13 protein-coding genes are annotated in these 14469 nt (G+C 69.7%); 5 read left to right on the top strand and 8 right to left on the bottom strand.

The window, feature by feature from the left end:
• Positions 1–28: 28 nt before the first annotated feature.
• The 4 genes from egtB to F0U63_RS48485 all read right to left on the bottom strand — a co-directional run bounded on the left by egtB (position 29) and on the right by F0U63_RS48485 (position 3830).
• On the bottom strand, positions 29–1360 hold the full coding sequence (gene egtB, locus F0U63_RS48500; protein WP_395842292.1) for an ergothioneine biosynthesis protein EgtB: 1332 nt from the start codon (positions 1358–1360) through the stop codon (positions 29–31).
• 199 nt (positions 1361–1559) lie between these two features.
• Complete coding sequence (locus tag F0U63_RS48495; protein WP_395842289.1) at positions 1560–2717, bottom strand: M50 family metallopeptidase; 1158 nt, start codon at positions 2715–2717, stop codon at positions 1560–1562.
• A 138-nt stretch (positions 2718–2855) separates the two neighbouring features.
• The gene (locus F0U63_RS48490; protein WP_395842286.1) at positions 2856–3287 is read right to left on the bottom strand and encodes a CBS domain-containing protein; all 432 of its coding nucleotides are present in this window, start codon (positions 3285–3287) and stop codon (positions 2856–2858) included.
• Between the two features lie 132 nt (positions 3288–3419).
• Positions 3420–3830: a hypothetical protein gene (locus F0U63_RS48485; protein WP_395842283.1), complete on the bottom strand. Its 411-nt coding sequence runs from the start codon at positions 3828–3830 to the stop codon at positions 3420–3422.
• Between the two features lie 173 nt (positions 3831–4003).
• Here F0U63_RS48485 and F0U63_RS48480 point away from each other — a divergent pair, with 173 nt between their 5' ends.
• Positions 4004–5158 carry an MFS transporter gene (locus F0U63_RS48480; RefSeq protein ID WP_395842281.1) on the top strand — a complete coding sequence of 385 codons (1155 nt, stop codon included), beginning with the start codon at positions 4004–4006 and terminating at the stop codon, positions 5156–5158.
• A 21-nt stretch (positions 5159–5179) separates the two neighbouring features.
• Here F0U63_RS48480 and F0U63_RS48475 read toward each other — a convergent pair whose 3' ends face one another.
• The 3 genes from F0U63_RS48475 to F0U63_RS48465 are packed head-to-tail and all read right to left on the bottom strand — an operon-like array spanning position 5180 to position 7840.
• Entirely contained in the window at positions 5180–5749 is a 570-nt protein-coding gene (locus F0U63_RS48475) for a hypothetical protein (RefSeq protein WP_395842278.1), read from the bottom strand.
• A gap of 27 nt (positions 5750–5776) precedes the next feature.
• Positions 5777–6505, bottom strand: a complete 729-nt coding sequence (locus tag F0U63_RS48470; protein WP_395842276.1) for an immunity 52 family protein — start codon at positions 6503–6505, stop codon at positions 5777–5779.
• A 12-nt stretch (positions 6506–6517) separates the two neighbouring features.
• A complete protein-coding gene (locus F0U63_RS48465) occupies positions 6518–7840 on the bottom strand; it encodes a Tox-REase-5 domain-containing protein (RefSeq protein ID WP_395842274.1) in 1323 nt (440 codons plus the stop codon).
• Positions 7841–8246: 406 nt separating this feature from the next.
• Here F0U63_RS48465 and F0U63_RS48460 point away from each other — a divergent pair, with 406 nt between their 5' ends.
• The 4 genes from F0U63_RS48460 (at position 8247) to F0U63_RS48445 (ending at position 12528) form a co-directional block, all read left to right on the top strand.
• Positions 8247–9863 (top strand): NADP-dependent glyceraldehyde-3-phosphate dehydrogenase, encoded by a 1617-nt coding sequence (locus tag F0U63_RS48460; RefSeq protein WP_395842272.1) that lies wholly within the window; start codon positions 8247–8249, stop codon positions 9861–9863.
• Between the two features lie 135 nt (positions 9864–9998).
• Positions 9999–10805 (top strand): hypothetical protein, encoded by an 807-nt coding sequence (locus F0U63_RS48455; RefSeq protein WP_395842269.1) that lies wholly within the window; start codon positions 9999–10001, stop codon positions 10803–10805.
• Positions 10806–10892: 87 nt separating this feature from the next.
• Positions 10893–11642: a hypothetical protein gene (locus tag F0U63_RS48450; RefSeq protein ID WP_395842267.1), complete on the top strand. Its 750-nt coding sequence runs from the start codon at positions 10893–10895 to the stop codon at positions 11640–11642.
• Between the two features lie 82 nt (positions 11643–11724).
• Positions 11725–12528: a hypothetical protein gene (locus tag F0U63_RS48445; protein ID WP_395842264.1), complete on the top strand. Its 804-nt coding sequence runs from the start codon at positions 11725–11727 to the stop codon at positions 12526–12528.
• Between the two features lie 18 nt (positions 12529–12546).
• Here the strand turns inward: F0U63_RS48445 and F0U63_RS48440 are convergent, their stop codons facing one another.
• Positions 12547–14448, bottom strand: a complete 1902-nt coding sequence (locus F0U63_RS48440; protein ID WP_395842261.1) for an ATP-binding protein — start codon at positions 14446–14448, stop codon at positions 12547–12549.
• Positions 14449–14469 lie beyond the last annotated feature (21 nt).

Genomic DNA, 14469 nt, shown 5'->3' with positions numbered 1-14469 from the left:
TGCCTGCCGTTGCCTGCCGCCATGTGTGTCACCTCGCGTCGCGTGCGCACCGAAAGCCGGCGAAGATGTGCCGGCGCTGGGGGTAGTCCCAGTTGCGGAAGCTGTTGCGCGCGGCCACCGGCGCCGTGGCCCACGAGCCCCCCTTGAGCACCCGGTAGTCCGTCCCGAAGAACTCCTCCGAATATTCACGGTAGGGGAACGCTTGGAATCCCAAGTACCCGCCGAAAGTGCTGGACGTCCACTCCCACACATCGCCGAGCAGGCCCGAGACGCCCTCGGGGGTGGTGCCCGCGGGGAAGGCGCCCACGGGGCTGGGGCCCCAGGTGTCTCCGCCGAGCGTGGCCTGCTCCGCGCGCGGGGGCGAGTCCCCCCAGGGAAAGGCGCGCGAGCCCGGGGCGAGGCCGGACGCGGCGCGCTCCCACTCGGCCTCGGTGGGCAGGCGCTTGCCGGCCCAGCGCGCGTAGGCGTCCGCCTCGTACCAGCTCACGTGCTGCACGGGCTCGTCCGGGGGCAAGGGCTCCTCCCACCCGAAGCGCCGCCGCCACCAGCGTCCCCCGGGTTGGGGCAGCCAGAAGAGCGGGTGGCGCGCGCCCTCCTGACGCACCCAGGCGAAGCCCTCGGGCGTCCACCAGCGCGCGTCCTCGTAGCCTCCCGCGGCGACGAAGACGGCGTAGTCCCCGTTCGTCACCGGGTGCGAGTCCAGGAAGAAGTCGCCCACGTGCGCGGTGTGCGCCGGGCGCTCGTTGTCGTAGGCCCAGGGCGCGTCACTGCCCAGGCGCACCGGGCCTCCGGGGAGGAACACCTCGTGCCAGGCGGCGCGGCCGGGACGGGGGCGCGCGAGCGCGGTGGGCCGCCAGTCGCGCGCCGTCATGAGTTGCAGCGTGGCGGCGATCGTCTCCAGGTGCTGCTGCTCGTGCTGGGCCACCATGCCGAAGACGAAGCCGCCGCGCAGCAGGGGCGCGTCCGAGTGCTCGGACAACTCGCGCAGCCACGCGAGCGAGGCCTCGCGCACCCGCGCCGCGTAGGCGAGCGCCTGGGCGGGGGAGAGCAGGGGCAGGTGGACGCGGGTGGCGCGTGGGTGGCGCAGGGCGTCATAGAGGGCGTCCACGTCCGGGCCGGTGAGGGCGGGGGCGCCGAGCGCGCGCAGGAGCCACTGCTCCTCGTGGTTGGCCACGTGGGCCACGTCCCAGACGATGGGGGACATGAGGGGCGAGTGCTGCGCGACGAGCTCCGCCTCGCCCAGGCGCTCGAGCATGCGCAAGAGGCGCGCGCGCGCCTCGGTGAGCTCCGCCACGGCCCGGCCCTTCCACGCGGAGGGCGGGGCCGGCTCATGGGCCGGGACATCGACGGACGGGGGCATGGTGCGACCAAGCTAGGGAGCGGCGGGGCGGGTCGGGGAGTGCCGCCTCCCGGTGGGGCTTGCCCGTGTGTGGTGCGCCACACAGCGCGCGGCGCGCGGATGCCCGGCGGCGAACGGAGGGGCGCGGGGGCACGCGTTCCGGTGAGCGGCCCCGCTCCGGTCGCGCGGAGCGGAGCCCGGCCCACCGTTCTGCGGGGACTCAGGTGGGCGACTCGTGCCCGCGGCCCCCGAGGTTCCACGGCCCCTGGCCCTGGCGGCGCGACTCCTTGAGCTCGCGCAGCTCCAGCCCGCGCAGGATGTCCTCCTGGGAGAGCATGCCCACGAGCACCCCGTCCTCGGTGACGGGCAACTGGAGCATCTGCCGCTGGCCCATCTCCTGGAGCGCCTGCCACGCGGTGGAGTCCGGGGTGAGCACGGGCACCGGCTCGCTCAGCTCGCGCACGGCCAGGCCCGCCAGCTTCTCCACGGGCACCTGCCGCAGCGCCTCCACCGTGACGAGCCCCACCACGCGCCCCGCTTCCACCACCGGCACGGCCCGCAGCCGCTCGCCATAGAGCACCTCCGTCAGCTCGCGCAGGCTCGCCTCCACCTCCACCGTGGCGGTGCGCGGCCCCATCAGCTCGCGCACGGGCACGTCGGCGAGCTTCGACTGCAGCAGCACCTGGCGCGACTCGGCCGCCGCGCCCATGAAGACGAAGAAGGCGATGAAGAGCAGGATGAAGTTGCCGGTGATGATGCCGAACAGGCCGAAGAGCAGCGCGAAGCCCTGGCCCACCCAGCCCGCCACGCGCGTGGCGCGCACCCGCCCGAGCCACCCGGAGAGCACCGCGCGCAGAATCCTCCCTCCGTCCATGGGGAAGGCGGGCAGCAGGTTGAAGAAGCCCAGGAAGATGTTGAGCGAGCCCAGGTAGAAGACGGCGAAGCTCAGGTTGAAGGAGCGCGTGCCCTCGAGCAGGTGGTGGACGAACAACGCCAGCGCGCCGAGCAGCAGGCTCGTCACCGGCCCGGCGAGCGCCATGAGCGCCTCGTGCCGCGCGCCGTCGGGCATGCGGGTGATGTTGGACACGCCGCCAATCATCATCAGCCGGATGTCGCTCACCTCGCCGCCCTTGCGCAGCGCGTAGACGGAGTGGGCGAGCTCGTGCAGCAGCACCGACAGGAACAGCGCCACGGCGACGCCCAGCCCCCACACGAGTGGATGCCCGGACAGGCGCTCGGGAGGCACGTCCGCCGCGCGCGCCGCCAACTGGAACGACTGCCCGAAGCTCCACGCGAGCAACGGGAGGATGAGCAGGAAGGAGAAGTGCACCCGGATGGGGATGCCCTTCAGGGTGAGGACCTGGATGTTTCCACGCACGTTGCACCTCCGTCCCGCTGAAGGTGGCCCCCGGGAAACGGGAAAACATCCAGGCGGGCGGAGCGGGGACCGCCACCCGGCCGGAGGGCGGGGAGGCGGCCAGCCACTCGCCTCGGAGCGTGCCCGTGCCGGGAGGGCTCAGGCGGTGGGGGCCGGCTCGGAGATGCCCTCCAGGGCCTCGCCCACGCGCCGCTCGTTCATCGTCTGGGACAGGTCGCCCAGCGACACGATGCCCACCAGGCGCTCGTCCTCGTTCACCACGATGAAGCGGCGCACCTGCATGTCCCGCATGCGGGCGAGCACGCTCATGGCGTCATCTTCCGCGTAGCAGTACTGCACGTTGCCCGTCATCGCGTCCTCCACCGACGTGCTGGCCGAGTCCATGCCCAGGGCAATGGCTCGCACGACGATGTCGCGGTCGGTGAGCATGCCCACCACGCGATCTCCCTCGCACACGGGCAGGGCGCCCACGTTGAGACTGCGCATCTTCTCGGCCGCGTCACGCAGCGTGTCCTGGGGACCGATGACTTCCACGTCGCGGGTCATCACTTCACGAATTGTCTGGGCCATGGCCGCTCCTCGTGGGTGCCTCGGCCAGGGGCCGGGCACCGTCCGCGTTCCATGGCAACCGTGGGGGGCCGTGTCCCCCGGGGCAACTCCACCCGGGCGCCTCTCCTGGAGGGCCTCCAGGCGGAGGGGCCCTCAGGCCGGAGCCCACCCGGATTCCGGCCGGGGAGCATCCCGCCAGACGTGCCGCCCGGTGACGGGGTCCTTGTGGAAGCGCATGAAGTCGCCCAGGCCCGTGTCGAGCGCCCGCGCGTCGAGCGCCTCGGCCACCCGGCCCAGCATGTCCAGCGCGTCCTCGCCGGTGCCCTGGACGATGAGCCGCACGCGGGGGGTGGGCTCCCAGGGGCCCAGGTCGAAGGTGAGCGAGAAGTCCGCGCCGTGGTAGCTGCCCTCGGCGGGGTGGGGGAAGACGGCGGTGGGCATCACCTCGAGCAGCCGGCGGATGACGCTCTCGCGGGGCCCGAGCGGCGGGGGTGACCAGCCCTCGGGAAAGTCTCGCACCGAGTCGAAGCCCGCAGCGCCCATCAAATAGACAATCCAGCTCATGTCACACCCCGTGGCCGTCTCTCTGTAGGGACACCCTACACGCGCTGTCTGACATTGCCTGGCACGGGAGAGTGCTTGGAGTCCCCACGGAGGGGGAGGGTTGCGCGCTGACGGGTGCTGACGGCGGGGGGTGGTTGCATTCGCGGGCGGGGCGTGACACGCCAGGGGCCGAGATGATTCTCCAGGGTACGGAAACGGGTTATCCGCGCCACGTCCACCGCATGGCGGCCGGCGCGTTGTTCTTCCTTCAAGGTGTGTGCTTCGCGAGCTGGGCCTCGCGCATCCCGAGCATCCAGCAGCGCCTGGGCCTCACCGAGGCGGCGCTGGGGCTCGTCCTGCTGGCCTTGCCGGCCGGGTCCATGGCGGCGCTGCCGGCGGCGGGCTGGTGGGTGTCGCGCAAGGGCAGCGCGCTGGTGGCGCTCAGCGCGCTCGTCGTCTACGCGGCGGGGCTGGTGGGGCTGGGCTTCGTCAACTCGCTGCCGGTGCTGCTCGGGGTGCTGTTCGTGTTTGGCTTCACCGGCAACGTGGTGAACATCTCGGTGAACACGCAGGCGGTGGGGGTGGAGGCGCTCTATGGGCGCTCGGTGATGGCGTCCTTCCACGGGCTGTGGAGCCTGGCGGGCTTCGTGGCCGCGGGCATTGGCGCGGGGATGATCGGCGCGGGGGTGGAGCCCCTGCCCCACTTCCTGGGCATGGGGCTGTTCATGCTGGCGGCGCTCGCCGCGTGCTCGCGCTTCCTGCTCTCGGACGCGCCGGACGAGGGCGCCGGGCAGCGGGTGTTCGTGATGCCGGACCGGGAGCTGCTCGGCCTGGGCGTCATGGCCTTCTGCTGCATGATCTGCGAGGGCGCCATGTTCGACTGGAGCGGGGTGTACTTCGCGCGCGTGGTGGGAGCGGACCCGGACTGGGTGGGCGCGGGCTACGCGGCGTTCATGGCGATGATGGCGTCGGGGCGCTTCCTGGCGGACGGGCTCACGCGGCGCTTCGGGCTCAGGCGGGTGTTCCAGACGAGCGGCGTGCTCATCACGCTGGGGCTCGCGCTGGCGGTGGGGCTGCCGCGGCTGCCCACGGCGCTGCTGGGCTTCATGCTGGTGGGGCTGGGCGTGTCGAGCGTGGTGCCGCTGGTGTACGGGGCGGCGGGCCGCTCGCGCACCATGTCGCCGGGGGCGGCGCTGGCGGCGGTGTCCTCCATCGGCTTTTTGGGCTTCCTGGTGGGCCCGCCGCTCATCGGGCTCGTGGCGGGCGTGGCCACGCTGCGCGGCTCGTTCACGCTCATCGCCATGCTGGGCCTGGGCGTGGCGGTGCTGGGCAGCCGCCGGCCGGCTTGAGCGTGGGTTTCCTCCACCGGCTCAAGGCAGGCTTCCAGGCTCGTTGGTGAAGAGTGCGTGGAACAGCGTCGTCTCTGGAGGCTGCTTCCACTGCACGAACAGGGGGACGGGGGTCTCGGCGACCTCTCGCGGGAGCGTGCTGAATCCGAACACCGCCTCGAGCCTCCTGGCGATGACCTCGGCGGGCGCGCGTATCTCGGGCCGGTGGGGATCGAACTCCACCTCCCGGAGAGCCCGCGTCGTCTCGCCATATTCGAAGCGCACGCCATAGACGGTGTAGACGGGGGCGAGAATGCTGACGCAACCGACGACCACCCAGCGAAGGGCTGGCAGGGGAGTGCCCGTGGGATAGGCCACGCAGCGGAAACACGCATCGGGGGTGGCCGTGGCATCGCCGATGGAGAACCCCGGCAATTCCATTTCGAGGCCCTCGAGGAATGCCCACCACTGAGTGATTTTCAGAAGCTCCTGTTCCCAGCGCGCATGGAGCCGCTCCGCCTCGGGGCTGAGCTCCTGTCGCGAGCGCGGGTCTCCATTTGAAGACCAGTAGCTCTTCGCGATTGAAACCAACTGCTCACGAGACAGAGGCATGGCTCACCTGGATAGCCGGCCGAAGTGTCAGGATGAGCCGGGGCGAAGGGGTGACAGCAGGCCCGCGTGGGCCAGACGCTCGGAGACCTCGCGGGCGAGTTCCACGTGGGTGGGGTTGGCGAGGGTAAAGCGCTCGGGGGTGAGGAGGACCAGGGTGCCGAGATCTTCCACGGACTCGAGTTGAACGGAGGGTGGCAGCGCAGGCAGGGCGCCCCGGCGGTGGGAGAAGTAGGTGAGCCAACCCACGAAGGTGCCCGCCTCGCCGGACTCCGTCACTGAGTCGCGATGCTCGTGGGAGGTGGCGATGCCCCACTCGGGCTCCCAGGCCAGGACCATGGCGCGGAGGATGGAGGCGAGTGGGTGGGCGCGCAGCAATCTCTCGGCCACGGGGGGTTCTTCTGGTGGATACAGCAGGCAGGAGTTGGGAAGTCGGGGAGAGGCGTCACCGCAATGAATGGAGAGTCCACTCGCGGTCCCGTCAGGTTGTCCATTCCAGAGATGGGCGGTCCACCCACTCGTCTCCCGCCGCCCGTCCTCCTGGCTCTGTTGATTGAAGAAGGTGGCGATACCGCCCGCATCGCTTGCGAAGCGATGTTCGAGTGCCGCCTCACGAGTCCTGCCTTTCTTGAACCATTGAGAGAACGTCGGATCGCAGTGGGAGAGCAGTCCGAGAAATCGCTCGAACCGCGGAGCACAGGCACTCGCGGACTCCTTCCGTGCCAGCCAGTAGGCCCCTACGTAGTATGTCTCCTCCATTGGAATGATCTCTCAGCGACTCGGGGGGGTAGCTACCTCGCGTTCCGCGAAGTGCCATTGGAGAGGAACACCGCTGGCCGCCTCGAATTGTCTCTTGGCCTGGGCGACCATCTCATCGAGTCCGTCGAACCATTTCTTGCCATACATCTTCTGGAAGAGCTCCTGGTAACCAGGACCCTTGACTTCCAGGAGCACGCCGTCGCGAAAGCCATCGAAGTCCACGAAGTCCTTGGGGCCTGAGCCGGTGCGTACGCGGTACACCCAGCCATCAGGCGCGCCCGTTACCTGTGACTGATATTGCTGGGCCTCGGTCGACATGCTCTCGGATTTTTGTATCCATTGTCCGGGCCCACCCGTGGGAGGCGTCCACGCAACGCCGCCCCCCGGAGGCATTCCCTGGGCCATGAAGACGAGGGTGGCGGAAGTGGCTCCCGTGCCCAAGGCCGAGGTGAGGACGCCAGATGGCACGGACACCACACGCACCATCAGCTCGCCTTGGGACGAGAGCGTGAGCACCGGCAGGCGCGCGGCAGCCGACAGCCGAGCGCCTTGCGAGACGAGGCCTCCCTGGAGCGTCAACACGTGGGTGGCCAGCCGCGAGGCCTCACGCACCTGGTCGTCCAGGTTCATGGCGCCGTAACGGGCGAAGTACTCGGGAGAGGAGGAGATGAGTCCCGCGAGGGCCGAGGGCAACTGGCGCAGGCTGTCCAGCGAGCGCACCGGTTGGGTCAACAGCGCCGCGAGAGCATGGGCCATCTGTTCCAAGGCATCCTGGGCGCCCAGGAGGGTGGCGGTGGCGGGGTCGCGTCCCAAGGGCAACTCTCCGAGTGGCAATCCTTGGGGTCGCAGTGCATCGTCCACGGCGAAGAAGACACCGGCCCGGTCGAAGTAGAAGGCGCCCACGCGCAGGCGCTGCACGTGGAGTTGGTCTTCGTACAGGGAGGGCCGTCCAAGCGACGCCAGGGGCGCGCCCGTGAGCGCGACGGTGGCGTAGCCATCCGGACGCACCACCACCAGGGGGCGAAAGCGCTCGGCGGTGACGAGCAGCGAGACATAGGACACGGTGCTCCCCGTGGTGAGGACGTCTCTGAGCAAGTGGGCGAGCACGGTGCGGGGGGCGAAGGAGCGCGCCGTGGGCGTGCTGTCGAGCAGGCCGCGCCAGAGCATTTGGGCCCGCTCCGGGGTGAGTGACATTCCCGGCGTCAGGTGCACGCGCGCGGACAGGCCCGAGTGCTCTAGCACTCGTTGCACATCGTCCGCGGGGGCGGCCAACGCCCCTGACGCAACGAGCAGGAACACGAGCGCCAGTCGTGCCGTGCGAAGTGGAAGTCTCACGTCACTCGCCTAGGTGATTCACCTGAGGGTGTCAAAGTGTGCCATGAGTTCGCGGCGCGAAGAGTTGCGGACGGCGGAATGGATGGGGGGGGACGACTCCGAGCAGCCGCCTCAGCGGCGGGCCTCCACGGGTGTGTTGGGTCTTGGAGGTGGCCGGTGGCCGATCCGCACCGTCGCGGTCCTCCCGGCGACCAACTTGCGGCCCAGGGCCTGCCATGAGAGTGGGAGGGTCCGCACCGCTCGGAGCCCTGCTTGGAGGACCAAGGGGGCGGGCTGAAAATCTCCAGCGGAACCAGATCCGGGGAAGCGGAGCGGGGCCGGTGGGGAATGGCCGCTCGGGCGGGCTCAACTTCAAGAGCGCGGAAGGGGGCCGAGGCGTAGATAGTGGCGCAAGAAAGGATTCCCCATGACTTCCCTCGACGAGCTCTTTCCCTCCGAAGAACAGATTCCCGCCAGCGTGCGGCTGCCCGCGTATCTGGAGCAGCGCGAGTACCTCATCGGGGGCGAGCTGCGCATGTGGGGGGGAGAGCTCAACCCGGTGCGCAGCCCGGTCTTCGTGAAGACGGCCAAGGGCGTGGAGCAGAAGGTGATTGGCGCCACGCCGCTGCTCACCTCCCAGGAGTCGCTCGAGGCGCTGCGGGCGGCGGTGAAGGCCTATGACCATGGCCGGGGCGCGTGGCCGACCATGCGCGTGGCCGAGCGCATCGAGCACGTCGAGCGCTTCCTCGTGGCCATGCGCGCCCAGCGCACCGCGGTGGTGAACCTCCTGATGTGGGAGATCGGCAAGACGCAGGGCGACTCGGAGAAGGAGTTCGACCGGACGATCGATCTCATCGTCGAGACGATCCGCGCGCTCAAGGAGTTGGATCGGACCTCGTCGCGCTTCGTGCAGGAGCAGGGCATCATGGCGCAGATCCGCCGGGCGCCCATTGGCGTGGCGCTGTGCATGGGGCCGTACAACTACCCGCTGAACGAGACCTTCAGCACGCTGTTTCCCGCGCTGCTGATGGGCAACGCGGTCATCTTCAAGCCGGCGAAGTTCGGCGTGCTGCTGGTGCGTCCGCTGCTCGAGGCGTTCCGCGACTGCTTCCCGCCGGGCGTCATCAACATCATCTACGGCCGGGGCCGCGAGACGGTGGGCGCGCTGATGGAGAGCGGGCAGGTGGACCTGTTCGCCTTCATCGGGACGAACAAGGGCGCCAGCGAGCTCAAGCGCATGCACCCGCGGCCGCACCGCCTCAAGTCGGTGCTCGGACTGGACGCGAAGAACCCGGCGATCATCCTCGACGACGCGGACCTCGACAACACGGTGAAGGAGTGCATCACGGGCACGCTGTCCTTCAACGGGCAGCGGTGCACGGCGCTCAAGGTGCTGCTGGTGCAGCGCAAGGTGATCAAACCCTTCCTCGAGCGCTTCAGCGCGGCGGTGGACAAGCTCAAGCCGGGAATGCCGTGGACGCCGGGGGTGGCGCTCACGCCGCTGCCCGAGCCGGGGAAGACGGACTACCTGCGCGGTCTGGTGGACGACGCGGTGGGCAAGGGGGCGAAGGTGGTGAACGAGCGGGGGGGGCAGGTGAACCAGTCCTTCTTCTTCCCGGCGGTGGTGTACCCGGTGACGCGCGACATGCGGCTGGCGACGGAGGAGCAGTTCGGCCCGGTGATTCCGGTGATGGTGTTCGACGAGGACGAGGAGGCGGTGCGCTACGTGGTCGAGTCGCAGTTCGGCCAGCAGTTGAGCCTGTTCGGACAGGACTCGGCGCGGATCGGGCGGTTCATCGACGCGTTCGCCAACCAGGTGGGCCGCATCAACCTCAACTGCCAGTGCCAGCGCGGGCCGGACACGTTCCCCTTCAACGGGCGCAAGGACTCGGCGGAAGGGACGCTGTCGGTGGCGGACGCGCTGCGCGTGTTCTCCATCCGCACGCTCGTGGCGGCGAAGACGACGAAGGAGAACACCACGCTCGTGCAGTCCATCCTCACGCGGCGCGAGTCGGACTTCCTCACCACCGACTTCCTCTTCTAGGCGCGGCCTTCGCGAAGCGCCCCGCCTCCCGTGCTCGACAAGCCGGGAGGCGCGGGGTGGACGTGCAGGAGTGTGGAAGGGGGCACGGGTCCTGGCGCTTGAAGCGCAGATGACCTCCATGGTAGGGCCGAGGCCATGACCACGGTCCCGTCCCCGGTGCTCGAGTTCCCCGCGATGCTCCATGGCACTATTGGCGCCGTCCGCCGCCAGGTGAGCATCGAGGGCCGCAGGTGGGCCCGGGAGTACCTCGAGACGGGTGGCTTCAACCCGCCCCGGCGGATGCTCCAGGTTCCGCCCGGCGAGCTTCTGGAGGTGCACTCGGGAGCCGTGTTCGACGTCACCTCCCGCCCACGCTGGCGGATTCACATGTTCGTCGACGTCTTCATGCACCTGAACGAAGGCGTGCCGGAAGAGGTGTACCCGCGCACGCGGGAGGCCTTCGAGTCCTTCTGCCTGCGCACGCCGTGGGGCGCGCTCTACCATGCCGTGTCTCCTCCCCCGCCGCGCAGCGCTCAGCGCATGGCCGAGCGGTTCGCGGCGCTGTTGCGCTTCTGGGACGTGCTCCAGGGCCCGCGCTACGCGTCTAGGGCGCCCGACACCCACCACACGCTCGATGAGCTCATCGCGTACATCTACGGGGTGACGCTGGAGGCGTGGTGCCCCGGAGGCCCTGCCTCGGTGCGCGAGCACCTGACGCTGACGGTGGAGCGCATGGCGCGCGCCACCCGGGAGGAGTGCACGGAGGCTGTGCTCCGGGTGATTCCCAGCGTGGTGCGGATGGACATCGACCTCCAGCACCGCGAGGAGTTCAACGACCCGGACTTCCTGCGCGAGCGCCTCGGCGCGCTCCGCCCAGAGGAGTTCGAGTCTCTTTCCAGTGCCTACCGCTACTCGGTGAATGGACAGCTGTTCGCGTGGGACCGGGCGCTGAGGCGGCACTGAGCGCCGCCGCGCCCGGTGTCATTGTCCTCGGGATGTCAGCCCTTTCTGGTTCCCTCCGAATGCAGACACCAAGACGGGAGATGTGGGGTGGACAAGAAGGAGCATGGAAGCAGGCGTCGGTATGGCTGGAGTCTGGCGGGTTTGCTCCTGGTGCTCCTGGTCGCCCTCGGCGCCCAGGCGGAGCCTCCTTCCTTCAAACTCCCGGGCCGCAAGCCAGACTCCCGGGAGCCCTGGGACGCTTTTCTTGGCAAGGCCGCGCACCTTGCTATTGGCAAGCAGTACCTCGTGCAGTACCCCTCCAGAACCGTCTTCCTCGACCCCAACAATCTCTCCACCATTGTGGAGCACGGAGAGTTGGGCAATCCCAAGCGTCTCTCGAAGTTCGTCAGGCTCCTGCGCCCGGACATCACCGATACGAGCGCCCTCGTACTCTTCGAGATAAAGCCAGACAATGAGGAAGGGCGCGAGGAAGGCAGAGAACAGGCGGGGCGCTACCTGGCGGCTCTGAACGAGGCCGTCAAACCCGACAAGAAACTCAAGGGAGGCACTGGCTTCGACGGCTCACTCTTCCTCGAATTCGAGAACGGAGGAGCACTCTGGCAGTTGTCCTGGCGCACGCCCGAGCCCGGAGTGACGCTGTATCGCTGGAGCTATCGGCGCGAGAAACCCCAGGCTTCCTGGAAGGAGCGGGCGGCCCAGAAGGAAGAAGCGTTGCCCAGGGAAGAGGCGGAGAAGCGCGGCGAGATGGCCGAGCAGGCGATCCGGGCTGCTTATGAAAAGGGCGAATGGCCCAGCGGCTTCCATGGCCAGGTCTACCTGCCCGTGGACTGCCACTGAGCGGGCGGCGTCTGGCCCCCTCGAAGCGAGCGCGGGTCCTGGTGCTTGAGGCTCACGTGACCGCTATGGTAGGGCCGGGACCATGACCGTGTCTCAGTCCCCGGTGCTCGAGTTTCCCGCGATGCTCCACGGCCTTACCGGCGACATCCTCCGCAAGGTGAGCACCAAGGGTAAGGAGTGGGCTCGGGAGTACCTAAAGACCGGTGCCTTTACCCAGCCCCGGAGGATGCGCCAGGTGCCGCCCGGCGAGGTGCTGATCGTGGACTCAGGGGGCGACTCCAACATCATCCCCCACCCCCGCTGGCGGGTGCACCTGTTCTCCGATGTCTTCATGCACTTGAATGACGGCGTCCCGAAAAAGGAACGCCAGCGAATGGAGGAGGCCTTCGAGTCCTTCTGCCTGAGCACCCCGTGGGGCGCTCTCTTCCAGGCCGTGTCTCCCTACCCGCTGCGCAGCTCGCGGCGCATGGCCGAGCGACTCGCCGCGCTGCTGCACTTCTGGGACGTGCTCCGGGGTCCGCGCTACGCGTTCTGGTTCGATCGCGAGTACACGCTGGAGGAACTGGTGGAGGACATCTACGGCATGACGCTGGAGGCATGGTGTCCCGGAAGCCCCGCCTCGACGCGCGAGCGCCTGGTGCTGACGGTGGAGCGCATGGCCCGCGCGACCCGGGAGGAGTGCATGGAGGCCGTGCTCCGGGTGCTTCCCGTCCTGGTGCGCGCCAACGCCGATCTCCAACACCGCGAGCAGCTCAGCGACCCGGACTTCCTGCGCGAGCGCCTCGACGCGCTCCGCCCGGATGACTGGGAGGACATCTCCAGTGCCTACCGCTTCACGGTGAACGGGGTGCTGTACGCGTGGGACCGGGAGCTGGGGCGGCAGTGAGCGCCGTGGCCCACGCCCTCAGTCGGCCACGGGCAGGGTGAAGAAGAAGGTGCTGCCCGCGCCGAGCTGCGACTCGACCCAGACCGTTCCGCCGTGCGCCTCCACCAGCGTCTTCACGATGTTCAACCCCAGCCCCGTCCCCCGCTCGGACGCGCTGGCCGAGCGCCAGAAGCGCTCGAAGAGGTGCGGCACGTCCGCGGGGGAAATGCCCGGCCCGTTGTCCTTCACCGAGAAGCGCACCAGCCCGTCCACCGGCTTGGCCCTCAAGGTGATGGTTCCCCCCGGGGGCGTGAACTTCAGCGCGTTGCCCACCAGGTTGGTGAGCACCTGGTGCACGCGCTCCCGGTCTGCCTTCACCGGCCTCACCTCGGGGCTCACCGCCACCCGCAGCTTCAGCGCCCGGCTCACCGCGAGCGGCTGGAGCACCGGGAGCACCTGCTCGATGAGCTCCTTCACCGGCAGCGGCTCGAGCGCGAGCGGCAGCGGCCCTCCCTGCAGCCGCGAGCGATCCAACAGCCCCGCGATCAAATCCCTCATGTGGTCCGCCGAGTGGAGGATGGACTCCATCAGCCGCTCCTGGCGCGGGTGCGGCGTGGCCTCGTGGGCGGCCTTGAGGAGGATCTCCGCGTTGAGCTTCACCACGAGCAGCGGCGTCTTGATGTCGTGGGAGACGACGGCGAGCAGCTCGTCGCGCCAGCGCACCGCCTCCTGGGCCTGCTCGTAGAGGTGCGCGGTGTCCACCGCCGCCGCGATGCGCTGCACGAGCGCCTCGAAGAGCGCGACGTCGGCGGCGTCATGGCGCCCGGGCCTGGCGGCGATGAGGCTCACCACCCCGAGCGTGCGGCCGCGCACCTGGATGCGCAGGCGCAGGTTGGAGGGAAACCCGGCCCACTCGGCCCGCTCCACCGCCGAGCTCTGCTCCGTCAGGCGCTCGGGGCTGGGCTGCAAGGCCACCCAGGGGTGGTCCGTGAAGGCCCGGGTGACGAAGGACGTGCCCGCCGGGGCCGGCCCGGGCGGCTCGGTGACCACCAGGGCGACGCGCTCGGTGCCGCACGAGTCCTTGGTGTCACAGGAGAACAGGTCGATGACGCAGCAGTCGGCCCACGTGGGCACCAGCAGGCGCGCCACCGCGGACAGCGACGCGCGGTAGTCGAGGGATTGGGTCAGCAGCGCGCCCGCCTCGGCGAGGAAGCTCTGGCGCCGGTGGGCCTTCTCCAGCTCCCGGCGCGCCTGCTGCTCGCGCTCCAGCAGTTCGCGCTGGGCGCGCTCGCTCGCCTCCGCCCGCTCGCGCAGGCACACCTCGCGGCGCAGCGCGTGGGCGCGGTCCAGGGCCGTGGCGAGCTGGTTGGTCACCGCGTCGATGAACGCGAGCCCCTCCTCGGCCAGCACCCCCGTCACCTCCATCTGGAGCGTGCCGAAAGCGCGGCCCTTGGCCACCAGCGGAAGGCTGACGAGCGTCGGGGTCGCGCCGCGGGGCGCGAGCGCCAGGACGTCCCCGGCCCCCGGTGCCCCCGCCGTGACGACCTGGGGCCGCACCCCGGTGGCTCCCACCAGGTAGGAATAGCTGGTGGTGGCCTGCTCCATGGCGCGGATCCACTGCGCGTCCGGCACATCGGCCGCCCGCCAGGCCGTCAACCGGGGGCGCTCCAGGCAGGCCTCCCCATGGGCATCCACGCCCTCGAACAGCAGGGCGGTGCGCACGGGCAGCACCTGGGTGGCCAGCGCCATCAACCGGGGGAGCGTGTGCTCCACGGTGTCGAAGCCGCTGAGCAGCTTGCTGATTTCGTAGAGGTAGCCCAGGTGCCGCCAGGCGTGCTCCAGCTCGCGGAAGAGCGCGGGCGTGCCGGGCCGGGGTGCCCTCCAGGCCGTCTCGGGGGAGTCGCCAGATGAAAGCGGGGGGGGTGGGCTCGATTCCACCATGGGGTGACTCCTGCCAGGGCT

The organism is Cystobacter fuscus (genome assembly GCF_044360685.1).
In the GTDB taxonomy this organism is placed as follows: domain Bacteria; phylum Myxococcota; class Myxococcia; order Myxococcales; family Myxococcaceae; genus Cystobacter; species Cystobacter fuscus_C.
Note: the sequence above shows the minus strand (reverse complement) of the source record. Positions and strands in the feature narration are given on the sequence as shown.

Bases quoted from the DNA above. Each gene is read 5' to 3' on its own strand.
- F0U63_RS48445 (WP_395842264.1), top strand. From the start codon at position 11,725: ATGACCGTGTCTCAGTCCCCGGTGCTCGAGTTTCCCGCGATGCTCCAC.
- F0U63_RS48480 (WP_395842281.1), top strand. From the start codon at position 4,004: ATGATTCTCCAGGGTACGGAAACGGGTTATCCGCGCCACGTCCACCGC.
- F0U63_RS48460 (WP_395842272.1), top strand. From the start codon at position 8,247: ATGACTTCCCTCGACGAGCTCTTTCCCTCCGAAGAACAGATTCCCGCC.
- F0U63_RS48440 (WP_395842261.1), bottom strand. From the start codon at position 14,448: ATGGTGGAATCGAGCCCACCCCCCCCGCTTTCATCTGGCGACTCCCCC.
- F0U63_RS48455 (WP_395842269.1), top strand. From the start codon at position 9,999: ATGACCACGGTCCCGTCCCCGGTGCTCGAGTTCCCCGCGATGCTCCAT.
- F0U63_RS48485 (WP_395842283.1), bottom strand. From the start codon at position 3,830: ATGAGCTGGATTGTCTATTTGATGGGCGCTGCGGGCTTCGACTCGGTG.
- F0U63_RS48490 (WP_395842286.1), bottom strand. From the start codon at position 3,287: ATGGCCCAGACAATTCGTGAAGTGATGACCCGCGACGTGGAAGTCATC.
- F0U63_RS48470 (WP_395842276.1), bottom strand. From the start codon at position 6,505: ATGGAGGAGACATACTACGTAGGGGCCTACTGGCTGGCACGGAAGGAG.
- egtB (WP_395842292.1), bottom strand. From the start codon at position 1,360: ATGCCCCCGTCCGTCGATGTCCCGGCCCATGAGCCGGCCCCGCCCTCC.
- F0U63_RS48475 (WP_395842278.1), bottom strand. From the start codon at position 5,749: ATGCCTCTGTCTCGTGAGCAGTTGGTTTCAATCGCGAAGAGCTACTGG.